The following is a 19,041-nucleotide window of genomic DNA, read 5'->3' as shown; positions in this document are numbered from 1 at the left end:
GAACCGTGCGTGAGAGTTTCCCCTCCACGGCTCCTCCCCTGCCTGAATCCCCACACCAAGGTCGAATTGGGCAACCCCCTTGTCTGTCCCACTCCGTTTTAGAGTGTCAAACCCTTCCTTGCGGAAACGCTCTTGCCTTAAGCTAGTGGTTGTCCATCTCTTGGCTCCTGCGACTTTCGAGCATTTGGATGGCTGGTTCTTCCACAGGGCACTTTCACCCCATTAGTTCACGCCCATGCTGGACGTACGCATTGCGTTGGTGCGGATGGTACAGAGTTTATTAGTGGTCACTCAAGGTGATCTGCCGCCGCACAACTTCACCGTTAGCCTGCTAAACATATTGTTCAGTTTTCCTAAGTACTTGACATTTTCTAGAGAATTGAGTTAGAGAAGATATATCAAAACAGAACTTCTCCCGCCATGAGAGTAGCGATCGCCCTTACTACCACTACTACCCCAACTATCCATCTAGGAGGGTCGTAAGGCGCTGCACACAAACACAGTCTTACTACTTTAGTTGCCCTCCAGACAAAATCTGGGGGGCAATGTTTTTGAATGGAAAGGAATGCTCATGTTGCTGACAATGCTGCTTGTAATAACTACTAATACCACCACTACCATCACGCCAGGAGGGACGTGACGATTAGATTGCATACGCAATTTTTTCTAAACCCTCCGAGTCAAGAGTGGAGGGTTTTTTGTTGCCAAATTACTTTTACATCAGGAGAAACTAAAATGGCGGATCACCGTGAACTTGCAAGAGATATGGACTTGTTTCATTTTGAGGAGCATAGTCCGGGAATGGTATTTTGGCACTCTCAAGGATTTCAGCTTTTTCGCAGCATTGAAAACTTGATGCGACAGGTTTATCAAGCCTATAACTTTGAAGAAGTGCGATCGCCCATTGCGCTGAGCCGATCACTCTGGGAACGTTCAGGGCATTGGGAAAAATTTCGCAAAGGCATGTTTGTGGTGGGTAGTGGAGAGTCAGACGCAAACAATGACTCAGCTCAATCCATCCTCAACCCTGACTATGCGCTCAAGCCCATGTCTTGCCCTGCCCACATCGCTATTTATCAGTCCCACAAGCGCAGCTATCGAGAGCATCCGATGCGATTGATGGAGTTTGGCATGTGTCATCGCAATGAACTCTCTGGAACCTTGTCAGGCTGTATGCGACTACGACAGTTTGTTCAGGATGATGCTCATATCTTCTGCCGAGAATCTGATGTGCAGCATGAAATTAGCAATTTCCTCAAAATGGTGCAGCAGGTGTACGCTGCCTTTGGCTATGACCACTTTTCCTTGCAAGTTTCTCTGAGACCTGAGCAACGGCTTGGCTCTGATCACCTCTGGGATCGCGCTGAGTCGTTGTTAGTCGAAGCGGTTCAATCACTCGGGCACAGCTACCAATTAGCTCCAAATGAAGGAGCATTTTATGGGCCAAAACTCGAAATTAGTTTGCAAGATCAGTTGGGGCGATCGTGGCAGTGTGGCACGTTTCAAATTGATTTCAACCTTCCTCAGGTGTTTGAGTTAGCGTTTGTGAATGAACGGGGGGAACTAGAACGCCCTGTCATGCTGCATCAGGCAATTTTAGGGTCGCTAGAGCGGTGGATCGGCATTTTGTTAGAACACCATCGCGGTGTCCTTCCCGTTTGGGCTGCCCCGACACAGATTGCGATCGCCTCTATTTCTGATAAGGCATCGGTCTGGGCAGAAACGATTTTCTCTCGGCTCAAGCACCTGGGGATTAGAGTAGAACTTCACAATCAAGATCGAACAATTAGTAAGAAAATTCGGGATCTTTCTAAACACAGGGTTCCGTTAATTGCGATTGTGGGTGAGCAGGAAGCCAAGAGCCAAACGTTGAATCTTCGATGTTTGGGTGCTGTCGAACAACAAGAAATCAGCCTTGCTCAACTTGAGTTTATGTTGGCAGATCTTGCCATGCCGAGCTTAGGTTTCTCACCCTGATTGCCAGAAGAAGATGCGCAATCGCAAGCTGCAACAAGATTTAGAGGTTATACCTGAAGTGTTATCAGATTATCGAGTTGAAGAATGAACACAGCGAAAGAGCACTATGATCAGCAGATTGCCTCTGTTTACAGTTGGATGGCGGGCGCTCCAGAAACGGTACTTAAACTCAATCATGACCTTTTCTGTCAGCTTGGACTTGATTCAACACCGCGGGGATTAGCCATCGATTTAGGAGCAGGATCGGGATTTCAATCTATTCCATTAGCAGAGTTGGGATTTTCAGTCGTTGCTGTGGATTTTTGTGCAGCGTTATTGTCAGAATTGAGTGCTCGTGCCAAGTATCTTCCTGTCCGCACGGTTCATGACGACATTCTTAATTTCTCCAAGCATGTCGAAGAGCAAGCGCAGGTCATTGTTTGCATGGGCGACACGCTGACACATTTGGAGTCATTGAGTTCAGTCCAGTCTTTGCTCTTAAACGTAAAACGTGCATTGGTTAAAGATGGTAAACTGATTTTGACTTTCCGTGACTACGCTTCTACAGAGCTTAGCGGAACACAGCGTTTTATCCCTGTCCGAAGTGATGAGTCTACAATTCTCACCTGTTTTCTTGAGTATCATGAAGACTTTGTGGAAGTTTACGACCTACTCTATCGAAAGGATGGAGAACAATGGATATTGAATGTTAGTTCTTATCCGAAATTACGCATCAATAAAAACTGGATTTTTGATCAGCTACAAAAAGAAGGATTTCAAGTGGTTCGGAATGAAACAATTAATGGAATGATATGCGTTGCTGCTCAGAAAATCTAAACTGTAGCTGTGCAATCTAACAATTCAGTTGAAGCGGCTTTTGAAAGCTGCTGGTGTGGATGCGGAAGTTATTTGCCACCACTCAACTGCAACGTTAGGTGCATTCAGGTTCTTGCTTAAGGAAGTGATTCAAAGAAGACTGTAGCGGATTTCGCATTGAAAGCTTTTCCGCTCGCATGTAGTAAAGCTTTTCTTCATATAGAAGAATGTGAATCTAGCGCCAAGGTGTCAATATACCAGTGGAGATGCCTAACCGCATGATCAAGATAGGTCGAGTCATCGTATAAAACGCTCAACAGCATTGCTCCTTCCAACGTTGATATAAAAATTGCTGCTACAGCATCAGTATCAATAGAATTTGGTAAATCACCTTGCTCGATCGCTTCAAGCATTGTTTGCACAATTAGTTTTTTGAGTTGGCTCATCGCCTCTTGTGCTTTATGCCGCAGGGGGAGCATTTGCCGCTTCGCTTCAACAGCCGTGTTAAGTACCTGACAGCCACAAGGGAACAGCGAATTCTGAGTATAAAGTTCGGCAAAGCTGGTTGCGATCGCTTTTAACTGACCAAAGGCGGTTTTCTGACGGCTGATACCTTGCCTCAACCGTTGAGCCAAGACAGAGCAAGCATACTCGAATGTCTCTACGGCTAACTCTTCTTTACTGTCGAAGTGGTTGTAGATCCCTCCCCGCTGAATGCCTGTCACCCGTGTAATATCGTGCATGGACGTTGCCCCATAGCCCTGCTCATTGAAAAGGACAGCGACCTTGTGAAGAATGTCTTGCCGAGTTTTGTCGCCTTTACCCATGAGATTTCAAAAAATACCGATTGGTCGGTATTATACTACAGTAAAGCCAGCTAGAGTTGTAATCTTCTAATCGCCTATGCAAACCCAAGAGCGGATTGTAGTGACAGGACTGGGGGCAGTAACCCCGATTGGTCTCTCAGTAGACACCTTCTGGAAAGCCATGATGCGCGGAGAGAGCGGTGCTGCCCCAATTACCCGTTTTGATGCCAGTTCCTTCAAAACTCGCTTTGCTTGCGAAGTGAAGGGATTTGATCCCTTGAACTATATGGAACGAAAGCAGGCCGGAAGGCTCGATTTGTTTTGCCAGTATGCACTGGCAGCGGCTCAACAAGCCGTCGAGGATGCTGGGCTTGAGCTGAGTGGGTTTTCCAAAGAAGAACGCGATCGCGTGGGTGTGGTCTTTGGCTCAGGCATCGGTGGATTGCAAGTGTTAGAAACGCAAGCTAGGGTGCTATTGGAAAAGGGAGCTAATGCACTATCACCGTTCATGATCCCGATGATGATCGGTAATATGGCATCTGCAATGATAGCGATGCGCTATGGACTCAAGGGTCCTAATCATGGCGTTACTTCTGCCTGTACAACTGGGAATGATGCGATTCGAGATGCGGTGCTGCTGCTGCGGCAGGGCTACGCTGATGTTATCGTTTGTGGTGGAAGTGAAGCCCCTATTACACCACTAGGGATAGGCGGTTTTGCAGCCATGCGTGCCCTTTCCGGACGCAATGATGAGCCTAAAACAGCGAGTCGTCCCTTTGATATTAATCGTGATGGATTTGTAGTCGGTGAGGGCGCAGGGACGATTATCCTTGAGACACGCAGCCACGCCCAAGCAAGAGGTGCCAAGATTTACGCAGAAGTATTAGGGTTTGGAGCCTCTTCTGATGCGTATCATTATGCAGCACCTGATCCATCAGGTGTAGGGGTAGTCTTAGCTATGCAACGGGCACTTCAAGACGCAAACATAGCCCCTCAAATGGTGGATTACATCAATATGCATGCAACCTCAACACAGTTGGGAGATGTAGCTGAGTCAAATGCAATCAAGCAAATTTTTGGAACTTATGCAGCTCAGATGAAGCTATCTGCAACCAAAAGTATGACTGGACATCTACTAGGAGCCGCGGGTGCGATTGAGGCGATTGCTAGTATTCTTGCAATTCAATATAACGTGATTCCTCCAACTATTAATGTGGAGACTCTCAGTCCAGATCTTGACCTCGATTATACGTTGTCAAAACCCCAAGCAGGTGAGGTAAACGTAGCCTTATCCAATGCTTTTGGTTTTGGAGGGCACAACACAACAGTTGTCTTTCAAAAGTTTTCGTCCGACACCTAACACTTCGTTGGAGCGGCGAGCAAACTGTCCTAGCTGTTTAGCCAAAGTTACCTATTGCCGCTCAACTATTCCGTTAGACCGCCTGCAATCAACCTGTTCCTTAAAATATCAACTTTGCATAGGATGAATGACACTGTTAGGAGGTAGCTGAAGTGTCTATCGATCAAACTGAGTGCTCAATGGCCTTAACCTACTGGATGCTTGCGGGTTGAATAGTTGCCTGCGCGCGCGATTAGCCGGGTTGCTATATGGCCTGCTCACGGTTTCTCCCATATTCTGAGGCTTTCCTTCCATTAACCCGGAAAGCGGCATACTTTGCCAGTTTGAAGTTCTACTTTACCGACCATCTGCGGCACTGATTCGTTGAGAGGAGCTACATCGAAACCCACTCGTACAGAGGATTTTCCAGGTTTATAAGGGGCGAGAGTAGAGGTCTATCGCCATCACCGAAGTTGTCCGTTTACTTAACATACCTGGCCATAGTCGGGGCATACTATCTCCTCAGAACTCATAAGCTGTTAAGGAGAACTGTTTTGTGGCCAACGAGAACTCCTGAGCTGCTTTGGAGAACTATACTTATGCTTAAGCAGAACTGCTTAGCGGCTAAGGAGTAGGCATTAATCTGGTTTATTTGTGTCTTAAGCTTTAGGCAATAAGCGTTAGCAGCTAAGAAGTAGACTTTAGCCACTAATGAGAGCTGATAAGGGCTGAGATAGGGGCTTTTGATCCTCTGGCTTTTGGTAAAAGCATTTGAAGGACAGACCTTTTATCCCATCTCCCACCTCTCCCGATGCCACTTCAACCCCTCTAGACTCGGCCTATACTCTCTTTCTCTCGGTAGCCCAATCGCCTCTCCCCTAAACGCCACCATCTCTCTGCTCTCCACCGCAGGCTCTTCCGCAAATCGCTCCGGTGGAATCAAAATTCGGTAGTCGTCATCCACTCCAAACCAACCGTGGTCAAACGCCCAGTGGTGGTTCTTGCAGAGTGCCAGCCCGTTTACAAAGCGATCATCCCTAAACTCAGAAAACGGCTTAATGTGGGCACCATCCACAATGTCTTGGCCATCAGCGCTAATAATGCTCAACCCACAAAACGCGCAGCGCTGGTCGTAGAGCGACACCACAATCTTGCGAAATGCCCCATTCCTGACGACGATATTCTCTTCATCCTTCAGATCTTCGACCTTATAAGTCGCGCCACCCTCCCGCAAAAGCTGAGTTTTCACCGACTCAAATTCATCGATTAATGATAGCTGCTCAATCTGAGATGAGCGCCCCGCAAACCAGCTATCGATCAGCACCCGCAGCAAAATCACCCGCTGCCCTGGGTCTTGCAATATTGCAAATAACTCCGGGTCCAACCACGCATATTGCACAATGCGCCGCACCGCCGTCACCCCTTTGCGGCCCAACCCCGTCGGTGTTGCCGTTTCACTATCGGGGTAAAACGCCAGGTGCCAAAACCCATCCCCCGTCAAATGCACAAACGGCAGTGAAACATCCGAGCGATGATCGGTTCTGACCAAACTGCGCCAATACTTCAAAAACGTCGAGATTAGCTCTGGCGACAGCGGCACCTGATTTAACCGAATCTTGCCCTGCTCGATCAGCTCCATCACTGAGATCAACAGCACAGGCTTGTGAGGTGCAGCCCCCCGCTCTCGATGCTTATTGACGTTCAGCTTCGCGAACTTCTTGGCGTAGTATTGCAGGTCTTTCGGCATCGTTTAGCCAGAGGGGGCATCTAGCACCAGTTTCCTTCAGCCTTTCTATATACAGGGCCTAGGCCTCTCTAAAGTAGCCCAGCGGTCTTGAAATTCATCGGTTAGTGAAAATTCCTTAACTTCCGCCAAACTCACCTGGCTAACCGCAGCAACCTACAAACTATTGACAAGTACGATCGCCCATTCCAGGCAATCGGTTCATCCGTCTCTAGCAGTGATTCATATCTGATCTGTGCAGCAAACGCGCTGTTCTGAAGGCGGCGATCAAACTATCAAGCTCTCCGGGCGGCAAAGGCAGAGCGATCGCCCCCATGCAACTTAATGCTCCCCTCTACCTCATCAGCTGACTTTGACCTGAGCCAGCCACTACCAGAGGCTTCATCACACTCATCATTACCTTCCCAGTTGAACTCAAATCGTTCAGAGTCGCCCTCTCGGACAAACTCTCCATCCAAACCTCCCGCGACCAAGCCGAATTGAAAATCTCCAATCCCACTTAGGTTGATCGTGATGTAGGCCTGCACCTCCATATTGAAATAATTCTCATCCCATAGTTCCATTTCGTAGATGTGCCAGGTTCCGACAACTGACGCAGTTTTCTTCTTCGGCATGATCAGCTAGCTCCTAACACTTCGGCCTCGTATCTCAAATATAGTCTCCCAGAATAGCTCATCTGCGCGATTGGGGTTCTAGGCGACTCCATAACCCGTATAGGGGCGCTTGTAGCTAGGATGCAAACCAAGAACAATATCCTCCTTAGCAACACCCATATCGACGAGTTCTTGGCCAACATCAATATCCGTTGTGTTTTGCTGAAGCCAGATTTTGCCATCCTCAATGTCGAAATGAAGCACCGTATGGTAAACCCGACTTAACCCCTTCCAGCCCACGCGCATCAACTGGTAGTGGTCACGCGTCGTATCAAACACAAGTATATTATCGACCTCTTTTTCCTGAGTTTTGTACTGACTATGCTGCTCTAGCAGCTCTTGAATGCATGTTCGATAATGCTCTAACTTATCCATCTGACAATCTCCTCTGAGATTGGGTTGTAGACGATGAGCTTAAGCTGGTAACGCTCCACAGCCGTCTGAGCAAAACGACTTTGAAAAAATGTCTCGTAGGTATCTATCGGTATCGCCAGATAAAGCTCACGCTCGGGCTCTTTAACCTCTAGCATAATTCTGTAGTTCAAAAACTGCCCTAAAGCAGTATGAAAATCGCTCACTGGAGATGGGCTAATAAAGCTTTTAATCTCTACGGCAATTTTTTCTTCGCCTCGTTCTGCCGCAATCAACCGTTCAGCCGCCAAATCAATTTTAACTTTGACTTCTTCCCAATCCAGCTCTAGAGGATCGCTAGAAATACGCCACTGGTCTTTCTCAAGACCATGTTTCACTGCCGTGTGAAAAAGATCTCTTGCTGCCATGAACGTCGCTGTACAAAGCTGGTGAGAACAGCATCCTCAAATTATTTGAGATGGCAAGATTCCTCAAGAACCTTGCCATCTTGGCCTATTCTACCGTTACGCTTTTTGCGAGGTTACGAGGCTGGTCGACGTCTAGCCCGCGCCGGGCGGCGATGTGGTAGGCCAACAGTTGCAGCGGAATTACCGCCACAATCGGCGACAGCAGCTCATCGACCACGGGCACCGGCAGCAGGCGATCGAAGGTTTCCTGGGCATCAGTGTCATTCATGGGCACCACGCCAATCAGCTGGGCATCGCGGGCTTTAGCCTCCTGAGCGTTAGAGAGCACCTTGTCATAGACGCTGCCGGGCATGGCGATCGCCACTACTGGCACTTTGGCATCGAGCAGGGCGATCGGGCCGTGCTTCATTTCGCCTGCTGGGTAGCCCTCGGCGTGAATGTAGCTGATCTCTTTGAGCTTCAGCGCCCCTTCGAGGGCAATGGGGAAGTTGATGCCCCGACCCAAAAAGATGAAGTCCTGGGTTTCGTTAAACTCGTGGGCTAGCTCTTCGATATAGCGCTCCTGGCTTTCGAGCACCTGCTCAATGTAGGCGGGCAGCTGGTGCAGACCGTTGAGAATGGCCTCGATGCGATCGCCCGTTAGGGTCTGGCGGCGGTAGGCCAGCTCGATCGCCAAGAAGTAAAAGGCCATCACCTGGGCGGTGAAGGTTTTGGTGGCGGCGACGCCGATCTCAATACCCGCGTGGGTGTCGATGATGTGGGGCACTAGCCGTGACAGCGAGCTTTCGGGCCGATTGGTGATGCCCACCATGCGGGGGGCAAAGCGGGGGTCGGGGTGGGCGGCGCGGCGGTCTTGCTCCATTTCGAGGGCGGCCAGGGTGTCGGCGGTTTCGCCCGACTGGGTGACGCCAATGGTCAAGGTGTTGGGTATCAGCGGCGTCGGCGAGTAGCGAAACTCGGAGGCGTACTGCACCATCACGGGCAGGTTAGCTAAGTTTTCGATCAGGTATTTGCCGACTAGGGCGGCGTGCCAGCTAGTGCCGCAGGCGACAATTTGTAGATGCTCCAGGCCATCGAGCAGGTCGTCGGGCAGGCTCAGGCTAATGGGCGACAGGGGAGTATTGGCACTATCCACTGTCCAGGCACTGTTGATGTAGGTTTCGAGGGCGGTGCGCACGACGCCGGGCTGCTCATAGATCTCCTTGAGCATGAAGTGCTTGAACCCCTGCTTCTCCACCATGATGGGGTTCCAGTTCAGGGTGATGGGGTGCTTGCGCTGGCGATCGCCCGCGAAGTTATACACCTCTACCCCCAGGGGGGTCAGGCTGGCTAGCTCGCCATTTTCCATGGGCAGCACGGCGCGGGTGTGGGGCACGATCGCCGGGGTGTCGCTGGCGCAAAAAAATTCGCCCTGGCCAAAGCCAATCACTAGTGGGGCCTGCTGGCGCACCACCACCAGCTCGTCGGGATAGTCAGCAGAGACAATTGCCAGGGCAAAGGCCCCGTGCAGCTGCTGACAGGCGCGGCGGGTAGCTTCTAGCAGAGGCGATCGGCCCTGGGTATCGTCGGTGTTGAGCTGGCTCAGGTGCGACTCAATCAGGTGGGGCACCACCTCGGTGTCGGTGTCGGAGGTAAACTCGTGGCCTAGGGCCTTGAGGGTTTCGCGCAGCTCGCGGTAGTTTTCAACGATGCCGTTTTGCACCACGGCCAGACGCCCGCTGCCGTCGCGGTGGGGGTGGGCGTTATATTCTTCGGGCTTGCCGTGGGTGGCCCAGCGGGTGTGGCCAATGCCCAGGCGGGCGGGATTTTCTTCGCCGTCGAGCTTGTCTTGCAGGTTTTGCAGTTTGCCCTTGGCGCGCACGCAGTGCAGCTCGCCTTCGAGCACGGTGGCGAGCCCGGCAGAGTCGTAGCCGCGATATTCAAGCTTACGCAGGCCATCCATGAGGATGTCGGCGGCGGGCCGGGTGCCAATGTATCCCACGATGCCACACATAGCGTTGTCTCCTTAGGTAACTGCCTGGGGGGTAACTGCCTGGGTACGGGCGGGTGTCTCGGGTCAGACTGACACTCTAGAATACACGCTGTCTCGGCGGGTGAGATCGGTAGGGCATTTTAGAACCCCAAAACATTGGGGAGCAGGGGGCAAAACCTTAGCAGGGTACAAAGCGTCTTAGTGGCCTGCCAAGCGCTATCTGTCCCCCCAAATTCTTCAATTTGAGAGGACTTTTGTCGTGGGGATGCAATCTTGAAACTTCTTAAGCCTGACCCTGGCCTGAGCTTGTCTACCGAAACAGCGCTGCGGTCTCACAGATTGGTAGAGGATGCCCGAGCAAATACCCCTGCACTTTGTCAACGCGAAGCTGCTTGAGAGCAGCGAGTTCTGGGGCCGTCTCTACCCCTTCGGCGACGAGTTTGCTGCCGCTTTCTTGGGCAAACCCAACCAGGGCGGCGGTTAAAGCTCGCCGATTACTGTCGGTATCAACATCGCGAATGAGTCCGATGTCGAGCTTGATGATCTCTGGCTTGAGCTTGAGAATGTGCAGAAAACTTGCGTAGCCAGATCCAGCATCGTCAACGGCGAGGCGAATGCCGCGATCGCGCAGGGACTCAAGGGACTGGCTGAACCGAGCATAGTCGGAGATAGGCACATGCTCGGTGACCTCCAGCACAATGCGATCGAGGGGCGCATCGCGAAGGGTGCGGTGGATAGCCTCATTCAATATATTGTGAGGCGAAACGTTGAGAGACAAATAAATATCGTCAGGAAGGTGGTCGAAGCCCGTAAGGGCCTTGGCGATCGCCGCCATCTCCAGCTCTTCGCTCAGGCCCACCTCAGCCGCCTCGCTAAACCACACATCGGGGCTGCGAATGGGCCTCGACCAAAACCGCGTCAGCGCCTCAAAGCCAACAATCTTGTCTTCGGTGAGTTCGACAATCGGTTGGTAGACGATAGTGAACGATTTAGACTCCAGCACTGAGTCAAGGCGGCGGCGCATCTCTCGATGCTGGCGCTCGGCATCTAGCTCTCGGCCAATTTGGCGGGAGGCAAAATTGGCAAACAGGCGCATGAGGGCTAGGTCGCGATTGCCCAGTGTAAAGTCGGGCCGAGTGCTAAAGCAGCAGAATGTCCCGTAGATTTGCCCGTTTCCCAAGCGAATCGGCACGCTGAGATGGGCTCCCACCGGCAGGGCCGTGGTGACCGGTAGCTCCATCGCTTCCGGAATCAATGAGGCATCTTGAATCAGCTCTGGCAGCCGACCATCCACAACGCGCTGACAATAGCTCTCTTCAAGCGGGCCTGAGTCACCAACGGCGATCGGCGGATGCTCTAGGGACGAATCTACATAGCGAAAGTGGCGTCTACCGCCTGAAAATTCACCAACAAACGCCACTTCCATGTCGAGGTAAACGCGAATGGCGCACAGGGCATCGAGCACGATCTCGTCGGTCGATTCTGCCCCAGCACTAGACGCCGACAAGAGGACGTAGGGTAGTAACGATAGGTTGTTGGCTATCGGGTCCGGAATCGGTTGTCCAGTCATTTAGCGGAGTCCAAGCAGTATGCCGCAGTAGTACTTCAGACGATTTCAGCTGCAGATGGTTTTAGACATAGCCCAACAGCTTGGCCAGGCCGAGCGCGTGGGTGTAGGTATTGGCTCAATCCCAGCCCTACAGCCCAGTCCGCCGATAGTTTTAACTAAGCCCTGAAGATGACGAACCCCACCTTAAAGCCGCAAATCAAGGGATTACTCATTTTGTATCAGGTCGATACTATTATCGGCCCATTTAAGATGCCCAAATTTTTATGGAGAATGAGAGATTTTTCTATGCTAACGCTGCGCTGCCCTAGAGGTGGGAATCTAGATCACTGACTTGGTGGCCTGTCACATCCAGGATTTCAAGGGTCTAGGGTTCAAGGTTTGAGGTGTACGGTTCACGGTTTGCCTTAGACCTTAAACCCTGAACCCTGAACCCCTAGAGCCTGTCGCAACCCCTGGTCGAGTACTAGACTTTCCCCAGCGCTAACAAGTCTGCTTCGGTGAGAATGGCAATGCCCAAACTCTCTGCTTTGACGAGTTTTGAGCCGGCTTTTTCACCCGCCACCAGGTAGTCGGTGGCTTTGCTAACGCTGCTGGTGACTTTGCCGCCGGCGGCTTCGATGATGTCGGCGGCCTGCTGGCGGGTGAGGGTGGGCAGGGTGCCGGTGAGCACGAAGGTTTTGCCCGCTAGGGGACCAGCGGTCGAGGAGGCTTCGGCTTCAGTGGAAGCAAGTTGCAGGCCAGCCTGTTGCAGGCGATCAATTAAGGTTTGGTTAGCGGGCACCTGAAACCACTGGTAGACAGCCTGGGCAATTTCGGGGCCGATGCTGTGGACGGTGGCGATCGCCTCAGGGCTAGCGGCGGCAAGAGCGGCGGCACTGGAAAAATGCTGGGCCAGGGTTTTGGCGTTGACGGCACCTACATGGCGAATTCCCAGGGCGTAGAGCACCGAGGCCCAGGGCCGAGTTTTGGAGGCGGCGATCGCCCCCAGCAGCTTTTCGGCCAGCCGCTTACCCATGCGATCGAGGGGGGCCAAATCCTGCTCAGTCAGACTGTAGAGGTCGGCAACGGATTGGACTAACCCCTGCTCCACCAGCTGTTTTACCCACTTTTCGCCCAGGCCCTCGATATCGAGGGCGTCGCGCCGGGTCCAGTGGATGATCGCCCCCTGCACGATCGCGGGGCAGGAGATATTGATGCAGCGGGTAACGGCCCCATCGTCGGGTTTGACCAGGGCGCTACTGCACTGGGGGCAGTGGGTGGGCATGGCGATCGCGATCGCCCCCGCCGCTCGCAGCTCGGCCAGCACCCGCACCACTTCGGGGATGATCTCTCCGGCTTTGCGCACAACTACGGTGTCGCCCTGGTGAATGTCGAGTTCGGCGAGGCGATCGGCGTTGTGCAGGGTGGCGCGAGCGACGGTGGTGCCCGCCAGCTGCACCGGGCGCAGCTCGGCCACGGGGGTCACCGCCCCGGTGCGACCTACCTGGAAGCTGACGGCTTCAAGGATGGTAGGCACCTCTTCGGCGGGGTATTTCAGCGCTACTGCCCAGCGAGGAAACTTTTGGGTAAAGCCCAGCTGCTGTTGTAGGGCAAAGTCGTTGAGCTTGACCACCACGCCATCGGTGAGGTACGAGAGCTGCAGGCGCTGAGTGGCCCAGTCATCGTAGTAGCTCTGCACATCCTCAGCGGATTGGCAGAGCTGGCGGTTGGGGTTGACGCGAAAGCCGAGGGACTTGAGAAATTCGAGGGCCTGCCACTGGGTCGTGGGCGGGTGGGTGAGGGCCTGAGTTGGGGCGTGGCTAGTGGCCTCAATTTGGGCCAGCTGATCGTCGTTAACTCTTGCACCCGATGTCTCATCCACGGCTTCTCCCCAGTGGACGGTGTAGGCAAAGAAGTCGAGCTTGCGGGCCGCGACAATGCGTGAGTCGAGCTGGCGCAGGGTGCCAGCGGCGGCGTTGCGGGGGTTGGCGAAGAGGGCTTCGCCCTTGGCGGTGCGATCGCGGTTGATCTGCTCAAACACATCCAGCGGCAGGAAGGCTTCGCCGCGCACTTCGACCACGGTTGGCGGGTTCTCGATGGCCAGCCGCAGGGGGATGGAGCGGATAGTGCGCACATTGGGGGTAATGTCTTCGCCTGCGGTGCCGTCGCCTCGGGTGACGCCGCGCACCAGCAGACCGTTCTCGTAGGTGAGGGCGATGGCGTTGCCGTCGATTTTAAGTTCGGCGACGTACTCTACTGCGCCAATGTCGGGGGCCTGCCGCCGCCAGCGGTCTTCCCAGGCGCGAAATTCGGCCAGGTCAAAGGCATTCTCAAGGCTGTAGAGGGGGATGTTGTGGCGAACGGAGGTGAACTGAGTGGCGGGCCGCTCGCCGACGCGCTGGGTAGGGCTGTCGGGGGTGATTAGCTCGGGGTGGGCGGCTTCGAGGTCTTGCAGCTCGCGGTAGAGGCGATCGTAAACCTCGTCGGGCAGATCGGGAGCATCGAGCACATAGTAGGCGTAGCTGGCGGCTTGTAGCTGCGACCTGAGCGTCTGTACCCTGGCCGCTGTAGTTTCGTCGGTGCCGTTGTCGCCCATGGCTCAGTTTCCTAAAATCGCCCGGTGGCTAGTGTAGCGCTGCCGTGGGCTCAGTGCAGTGCTATTCGCCGCCTATCTCCTCGCGCAGGGATGTATATACTTGTAGATACACTATTTCTGCGACGGGAATCTACCTATGCGCACGCGTGTTTTTCAAAGCGGCAATTCCCAAGCGGTGCGAATTCCGAAAGAACTTCAGTTTGAGCAGCTAGATGTGGAATACGACATTGAACGCCAAGGCGACACTCTGATTATTCGCCCAGTAAGAGCGCCGTTGATCAATGTTTTAGAACGGTTTGCCGCTTTTTCTGAAGACTTTATGGCTGAGGGACGCCCAGCGCAATCTGATCAAGATCGAGACACGCTATGAAATATATGCTCGATACCAATATCTGCATTTATTTAATGAAGCACCAGCCGCCTTCTGTCGCGAAGCGTTTTGCAGAATGTCGTCAGGGTGATGTAGTGATCTCCTCGATTACGCTAGCTGAATTGGAATATGGGGTTTACGTAAGCAGAGAAGCAGCTCGACTACAGAATCGACAGGCGCTCGATGCTCTGGTTGAGTTAATTCCAGTGGTGGCCTTTGACACTGCCGCGGCGGCGGCTTATGCAGATGTGCGCGCTGCTACCCGTGATCGCCGCAGCGATGCTCTCGACAAGTTGATTGCCAGCCATGCCATCGGTCTCAACCTCACTCTGGTCACCAATAACCTTGAAGATTTTCGCAGCTATCCCAACATTGTTCTAGAAAATTGGGTGGATAGCCAAGACTAGAGCGCAGATTCCTGAATTAACGAAGGGCATGTTTTCGTGCGCGATTCTCTACGCTTCTTGTTAGGGTTACTACTAGCCCTTGGTCTATCTCAAGCTCCTATGATTGCTAACTCGCTCACTTACCCCCCCAGCCCCCAGCACGACCAGGTTGATACCTACCACGGCGTGACGGTGCCCGACCCCTATCGCTGGCTCGAAGACCCGCAATCGCCCGCCAGCCAGGAGTGGATTGAGGCCCAAAACCAGGTAACCTCAGCCTACCTAGAGGGACTGTCGGGGCGGCAGGCTATTAACGATCGCCTCACCCAGATCTGGAACTACGAGCGCTACAGCACCCCCTTTAAGCGGGGTGGGCGGTACTTTTACTTCAAGAATGACGGGCTGCAAAACCAGAGCGTGCTCTACACCCTGCTCAGCCTGGAGGCTGAGCCACGGGTGCTGCTCGACCCCAACACCCTGTCGGAGGATGGCACGGTATCGCTCAGCGGCATGGAGGTAAGTGAGAATGGGGCCTACATGGCCTATGGCCTGTCGAGCGCGGGGTCAGACTGGGTTGAGTGGCGCGTGCGCGATATTGAGACTGGCGCAGACACCGACGACTTGCTGAAGTGGGTGAAGTTCTCGGGCGCATCGTGGAGTCACGACCACCAGGGCTTTTTCTACAGCCGCTACGACGAGCCGGATGAGGCGAGCAAGCTAGAGGCGATCAACTACTACCAAAAGCTCTACTACCATCGCCTGGGCACACCCCAAAGTGAGGACGTGCTGGTGTATGAGCGCCCCGATCAAAAAGAGTGGGGCTTTGGCGGCGGCGTCACCGAAGACGGGCGCTATTTGATCATCTCGGTGTGGAAGGGGACTGACCCCAACAACCTGGTGTTTTATAAAGATCTGAGCAATCCAGAAAGCCCGGTGGTAGAGCTAATTTCGGAGTTTGAGGCCAGCTACAGCTTTGTGGATAATGAGGGGTCGCTGTTCTGGTTTACGACTGATTTGGATGCGCCGAAGGGGCGGCTGATCGCGATCGACGTTGCCCAGCCGGAGCGATCGCACTGGCAAGAGATTATTCCCGAAAGCGACGACACCCTTGAGGGAGTGGGCCTGCTGAATAACCAGTTCGTCGCCGATTACTTAAAGGATGCCTACACCACGATTCGCATTTTTTCGCTGACCGGGGAGCTAGTGCGGCAGGTAGAGCTGCCGGGGATTGGCTCGGCGGGAGGCTTTGACGGCAAGCGGGAAGATACCGAAACCTTCTACAGCTTTACTAGCTTTACAGTGCCGCCTACGATCTACCGCTACGACATGGTAACGGGCGAAAGCACCCTTTACCGCCAGCCCGAGGTCGATTTTGACCCCAGTGCCTACACCACAACTCAGGTGTTTTACACCAGCAAAGACGGTACGCGCGTGCCGATGTTCATCACCCACAAAACCGGGATTGAGCTGAACGGGCAGAACCCAACGCTGCTCTACGGCTACGGAGGCTTTAGCATTTCGCTGACGCCGTCGTTTTCGGTGAGCAACTTGGTGTGGATGGAGATGGGCGGTGTCTATGCGATGCCGAACCTGCGCGGCGGCGGTGAGTATGGCGAAGAGTGGCACTTGGCGGGCACGAAGCTGAATAAGCAGAATGTGTTCGACGACTTTATTGCGGCGGCAGAGTGGTTGATCGCTGAAGGCTATACATCGGCGAAAAAGCTGGCGATCGCAGGGGGCAGCAATGGTGGCCTGCTGGTGGGAGCCTGCATGACCCAGCGTCCGGATCTCTTTGCAGCGGCGCTACCCGCTGTGGGGGTAATGGATATGCTGCGGTTTAACCAGTTCACCATTGGCTGGGCCTGGGAGTCGGACTATGGCTCGCCGCAGAATGAGGAGGAGTTTAGGGCGCTCTATGCCTATTCGCCGCTGCACAATTTGGAGCCGGGGACGGCCTACCCGGCGACGCTGATTTCTACTGCTGACCATGACGATCGCGTGGTGCCGGCCCACAGCTTTAAGTTTGCGGCGGCGCTGCAAGCGGCTCACCAAGGCGAGGCTCCGGTGCTGATTCGCATTGAGACAAAGGCGGGCCACGGGGCAGGCAAGCCGACGGCAAAGGTGATCGAAGAGGTGTCGGATAAGTGGGCGTTTTTGGCGGCGAATTTGGGGATGTAGGGAGTGGATGGGTAGATGGGTGGATGGGCGATCGCAGTTTTCTCCTGTTTGCTATCGCCCTGCTAATCGCCCAGAGCTGAGGAAGCCATCACCATTTTGATGGGTTGCATGGATGCAGTTGGTCGTCAGCCCAGGTTAGAGAATTGTTTTTGATGTAGTGACGCAGGTGCTGAAGCGATCGCTCGTTTCGAATGATGTGGTCGTAATAGTTGCGCTGCCAAACCGGCGTGCCTGCCGCATCGCGCCGGGTGTTGATGCGTTTGGTTGTGGCAGATTTGAACCCGGCGATGAATGAGGCTAGCGATCGCGGCTTCATCGCTGGCACCAGGCGATGGTAATCATTGCGCCAGGATGACGAGGGCAAATAACCATTTGCCCCTACGGCAGTCCCCTGTAGGGGCAAATGGTTATTTGCCCTCGCAGGGTAGTCGGTTCAATTGCACCCTTTAATGAGAATTTTGTCGTTACACCAACGTGATATGCTTCATGACCGCGATCGCCAAACAAGTGCTGGTGATCGTCAGGCATGCGCTCATGAGTGTCAGGCATGCGATCGCACGTGTCTGAACCCCGAGCCGGTCGCAAACCCTACCACCAACCAACCCGCATTCTCAGCCAGCGGATACGCCGTTGAGCCTCCTTCCGGTTCCGGTTTTAAAGGACAGTTAAACAGGTGGATCACTCATTCTTTTTAGAATATCTACGGCGGATTACCGTAGGCCCATGAGTACAGATCTTCCTCCTACCCCCGACAGTCGCAGCGAGCTGGTGCAGTTTATTTTGCTGGCGCGCGATCGCGGCTCCTCCGACGAGTTCATCAGCAAGCTGCTGCGCGACTACGGCTGGCCTTCCCGCGAAGTAGAGCGCGCTTTTTTTGAAGTGTACGAAGGGCTGGTGGGCCGCCCATTGCCGACGCCGCGCGGCGGTTCGGGCGAGCTGGCGCGTGATGCCTTCTTTTATCTGTTGGCCTTTGTCACCCTAGGCATCTGGATTCAGGCGCTCGGTGAGATGGCCTTTATCTTTATCGATCATCTAATACCCGACAGCCTCAACAGTGGCTACGGCTCCTACGATCCATCTTGGCAGGTGGCATTTGCCCTGGCGCGGCTGCTGGTGGCCTACCCGGTATACCTGGGGCTGATGCGGCAGATCAACCGCGACCTAGCGGCCCACCGAGAGAAGCATTTTTCGGGGGTGCGCAAGTGGTTGACCTATCTGACGCTGCTGGTGGCCGCCATCATTGCGATTAGCGCCGTGATTGCCTTTTTGACCTCATTTTTACGGGGTGAATTAACACCGCGCTTTTTGCTCAAGGTGCTGGTAGTGCTGGTGCTTGACGGTGGCGTGCTGTGGTACTACTTCGACTGGATTCGGCGCAAGCCTGCCCCTAAGGTTCTAAATTTGGCCCATGAATAAGACGTTTGACAATCAAACTTTTGACCGAGCGTTTGCGGCAGTAGCCACGGCGGCGGTAGGATTAGCGATCGTCGCTGGCTTCTGGGTGCTGGGCACGCCGGGGCGGCAACGAGAGATTGCCGCCGATCGCCAGCGGTTGCAGGATGTGGCGGCGATCGCCCAGCGACTCCACGAGCAATATCTGGCTGATGACGACAGCTTTGAGCTGCCCGCTACCCTGAATGCGATCGAATTGCGCAACGACCCGCTGACCAATCAGCCCTATGAGTATGAGCGGCTAGGCGATCGCGACTTTAACCTCTGTGCCACCTTCGATACCGACAGCAGCACCCACCGCTTCAGCGATCAAAACTCAAACCCCGATGCCGAGCGCTGGCAGCACCCCGAAGGTCGCCACTGCTTTGAGTTTGATGTGGCGGAGTATCCAAACTTAGTGTACTGACGGGTTAACCGGACAAACGCTTGCTCGCTCAACCCGTTA

17 protein-coding genes are annotated in these 19,041 nt (G+C 53.7%); 8 read left to right on the top strand and 9 right to left on the bottom strand.

Going from position 1 to position 19,041, the window contains the following annotated elements; translation table 11 throughout:
• Positions 1-735 precede the first annotated feature (735 nt).
• The gene (gene thrS / locus H6F75_RS15420) at positions 736-1,977 is read left to right on the top strand and encodes a threonine--tRNA ligase (protein WP_190753358.1); all 1,242 of its coding nucleotides are present in this window, start codon (positions 736-738) and stop codon (positions 1,975-1,977) included.
• Positions 1,978-2,061: 84 nt separating this feature from the next.
• Positions 2,062-2,793 carry a class I SAM-dependent methyltransferase gene (locus tag H6F75_RS15415; protein WP_190753357.1) on the top strand — a complete coding sequence of 244 codons (732 nt, stop codon included), beginning with the start codon at positions 2,062-2,064 and terminating at the stop codon, positions 2,791-2,793.
• A 194-nt stretch (positions 2,794-2,987) separates the two neighbouring features.
• Here the strand turns inward: H6F75_RS15415 and H6F75_RS15410 are convergent, their stop codons facing one another.
• The gene (locus H6F75_RS15410) at positions 2,988-3,599 is read right to left on the bottom strand and encodes a TetR/AcrR family transcriptional regulator (protein ID WP_190753356.1); all 612 of its coding nucleotides are present in this window, start codon (positions 3,597-3,599) and stop codon (positions 2,988-2,990) included.
• Between the two features lie 76 nt (positions 3,600-3,675).
• Here H6F75_RS15410 and fabF point away from each other — a divergent pair, with 76 nt between their 5' ends.
• Positions 3,676-4,938 (top strand): beta-ketoacyl-ACP synthase II, encoded by a 1,263-nt coding sequence (fabF, locus tag H6F75_RS15405; protein WP_190753355.1) that lies wholly within the window; start codon positions 3,676-3,678, stop codon positions 4,936-4,938.
• Positions 4,939-5,704: 766 nt separating this feature from the next.
• Here fabF and H6F75_RS15400 read toward each other — a convergent pair.
• The 7 genes from H6F75_RS15400 to ligA all read right to left on the bottom strand — a co-directional run bounded on the left by H6F75_RS15400 (position 5,705) and on the right by ligA (position 14,210).
• On the bottom strand, positions 5,705-6,664 hold the full coding sequence (locus H6F75_RS15400) for an HNH endonuclease (RefSeq protein ID WP_190753354.1): 960 nt from the start codon (positions 6,662-6,664) through the stop codon (positions 5,705-5,707).
• 272 nt (positions 6,665-6,936) lie between these two features.
• The gene (locus H6F75_RS15395) at positions 6,937-7,275 is read right to left on the bottom strand and encodes a hypothetical protein (RefSeq protein ID WP_190753353.1); all 339 of its coding nucleotides are present in this window, start codon (positions 7,273-7,275) and stop codon (positions 6,937-6,939) included.
• A 78-nt stretch (positions 7,276-7,353) separates the two neighbouring features.
• Complete coding sequence (locus tag H6F75_RS15390) at positions 7,354-7,689, bottom strand: XisI protein (RefSeq protein ID WP_190753352.1); 336 nt, start codon at positions 7,687-7,689, stop codon at positions 7,354-7,356.
• The gene (locus H6F75_RS15385) at positions 7,677-8,093 is read right to left on the bottom strand and encodes a XisH family protein (protein ID WP_190753351.1); all 417 of its coding nucleotides are present in this window, start codon (positions 8,091-8,093) and stop codon (positions 7,677-7,679) included. The genes H6F75_RS15390 and H6F75_RS15385 overlap by 13 nt, the downstream gene beginning before the upstream one ends.
• Before the next feature lie 85 nt (positions 8,094-8,178).
• Entirely contained in the window at positions 8,179-10,086 is a 1,908-nt protein-coding gene (glmS, locus tag H6F75_RS15380; RefSeq protein WP_190753350.1) for a glutamine--fructose-6-phosphate transaminase (isomerizing), read from the bottom strand.
• 289 nt (positions 10,087-10,375) lie between these two features.
• Complete coding sequence (locus tag H6F75_RS15375; protein WP_199303960.1) at positions 10,376-11,572, bottom strand: EAL domain-containing protein; 1,197 nt, start codon at positions 11,570-11,572, stop codon at positions 10,376-10,378.
• A gap of 526 nt (positions 11,573-12,098) precedes the next feature.
• Positions 12,099-14,210, bottom strand: coding sequence for an NAD-dependent DNA ligase LigA (gene ligA / locus H6F75_RS15370; RefSeq protein ID WP_190753348.1), 2,112 nt, complete (start codon positions 14,208-14,210; stop codon positions 12,099-12,101).
• 136 nt (positions 14,211-14,346) lie between these two features.
• Between ligA and vapB the strand changes: the two genes are divergently transcribed.
• From vapB to H6F75_RS15355, 3 genes are all read left to right on the top strand, one after another.
• On the top strand, positions 14,347-14,580 hold the full coding sequence (gene vapB / locus H6F75_RS15365) for a type II toxin-antitoxin system VapB family antitoxin (RefSeq protein WP_190753347.1): 234 nt from the start codon (positions 14,347-14,349) through the stop codon (positions 14,578-14,580).
• Positions 14,577-14,987: a type II toxin-antitoxin system VapC family toxin gene (locus H6F75_RS15360; RefSeq protein ID WP_190753346.1), complete on the top strand. Its 411-nt coding sequence runs from the start codon at positions 14,577-14,579 to the stop codon at positions 14,985-14,987. Before vapB ends, H6F75_RS15360 begins: the two co-directional genes overlap by 4 nt.
• 99 nt (positions 14,988-15,086) lie before the next feature.
• Positions 15,087-17,144, top strand: coding sequence for a prolyl oligopeptidase family serine peptidase (locus H6F75_RS15355; protein ID WP_190753345.1), 2,058 nt, complete (start codon positions 15,087-15,089; stop codon positions 17,142-17,144).
• 88 nt (positions 17,145-17,232) lie between these two features.
• Here H6F75_RS15355 and H6F75_RS15350 read toward each other — a convergent pair whose 3' ends face one another.
• Complete coding sequence (locus tag H6F75_RS15350; protein ID WP_199303959.1) at positions 17,233-17,508, bottom strand: transposase; 276 nt, start codon at positions 17,506-17,508, stop codon at positions 17,233-17,235.
• A 359-nt stretch (positions 17,509-17,867) separates the two neighbouring features.
• On the opposite strand from H6F75_RS15350, the gene H6F75_RS15345 reads away from it, so the two are divergent.
• Entirely contained in the window at positions 17,868-18,560 is a 693-nt protein-coding gene (locus H6F75_RS15345; protein ID WP_190753343.1) for a DUF5671 domain-containing protein, read from the top strand.
• Positions 18,553-19,002, top strand: a complete 450-nt coding sequence (locus tag H6F75_RS15340) for a hypothetical protein (RefSeq protein WP_190753342.1) — start codon at positions 18,553-18,555, stop codon at positions 19,000-19,002. The genes H6F75_RS15345 and H6F75_RS15340 overlap by 8 nt, the downstream gene beginning before the upstream one ends.
• Positions 19,003-19,041 lie beyond the last annotated feature (39 nt).

The sequence above is a fragment of the Nodosilinea sp. FACHB-131 genome, assembly GCF_014695395.1.
In the GTDB taxonomy this organism is placed as follows: domain Bacteria; phylum Cyanobacteriota; class Cyanobacteriia; order Phormidesmidales; family Phormidesmidaceae; genus Nodosilinea.
The sequence above is the reverse complement of the archived record's forward strand: the minus strand, read 5'-3'. Positions and strand labels throughout refer to the sequence as shown.

Excerpts from the sequence above, each read along its gene's own strand:
- thrS (WP_190753358.1), top strand. The coding sequence starts at position 736 with ATGGCGGATCACCGTGAACTTGCAAGAGATATGGACTTGTTTCATTTT.
- H6F75_RS15415 (WP_190753357.1), top strand. The coding sequence starts at position 2,062 with ATGAACACAGCGAAAGAGCACTATGATCAGCAGATTGCCTCTGTTTAC.
- H6F75_RS15410 (WP_190753356.1), bottom strand. The coding sequence starts at position 3,599 with ATGGGTAAAGGCGACAAAACTCGGCAAGACATTCTTCACAAGGTCGCT.
- fabF (WP_190753355.1), top strand. The coding sequence starts at position 3,676 with ATGCAAACCCAAGAGCGGATTGTAGTGACAGGACTGGGGGCAGTAACC.
- H6F75_RS15400 (WP_190753354.1), bottom strand. The coding sequence starts at position 6,664 with ATGCCGAAAGACCTGCAATACTACGCCAAGAAGTTCGCGAAGCTGAAC.
- H6F75_RS15395 (WP_190753353.1), bottom strand. The coding sequence starts at position 7,275 with ATGCCGAAGAAGAAAACTGCGTCAGTTGTCGGAACCTGGCACATCTAC.
- H6F75_RS15390 (WP_190753352.1), bottom strand. The coding sequence starts at position 7,689 with ATGGATAAGTTAGAGCATTATCGAACATGCATTCAAGAGCTGCTAGAG.
- H6F75_RS15385 (WP_190753351.1), bottom strand. The coding sequence starts at position 8,093 with ATGGCAGCAAGAGATCTTTTTCACACGGCAGTGAAACATGGTCTTGAG.
- glmS (WP_190753350.1), bottom strand. The coding sequence starts at position 10,086 with ATGTGTGGCATCGTGGGATACATTGGCACCCGGCCCGCCGCCGACATC.
- ligA (WP_190753348.1), bottom strand. The coding sequence starts at position 14,210 with ATGGGCGACAACGGCACCGACGAAACTACAGCGGCCAGGGTACAGACG.
- vapB (WP_190753347.1), top strand. The coding sequence starts at position 14,347 with ATGCGCACGCGTGTTTTTCAAAGCGGCAATTCCCAAGCGGTGCGAATT.
- H6F75_RS15360 (WP_190753346.1), top strand. The coding sequence starts at position 14,577 with ATGAAATATATGCTCGATACCAATATCTGCATTTATTTAATGAAGCAC.
- H6F75_RS15355 (WP_190753345.1), top strand. The coding sequence starts at position 15,087 with ATGATTGCTAACTCGCTCACTTACCCCCCCAGCCCCCAGCACGACCAG.
- H6F75_RS15345 (WP_190753343.1), top strand. The coding sequence starts at position 17,868 with ATGAGTACAGATCTTCCTCCTACCCCCGACAGTCGCAGCGAGCTGGTG.
- H6F75_RS15340 (WP_190753342.1), top strand. The coding sequence starts at position 18,553 with ATGAATAAGACGTTTGACAATCAAACTTTTGACCGAGCGTTTGCGGCA.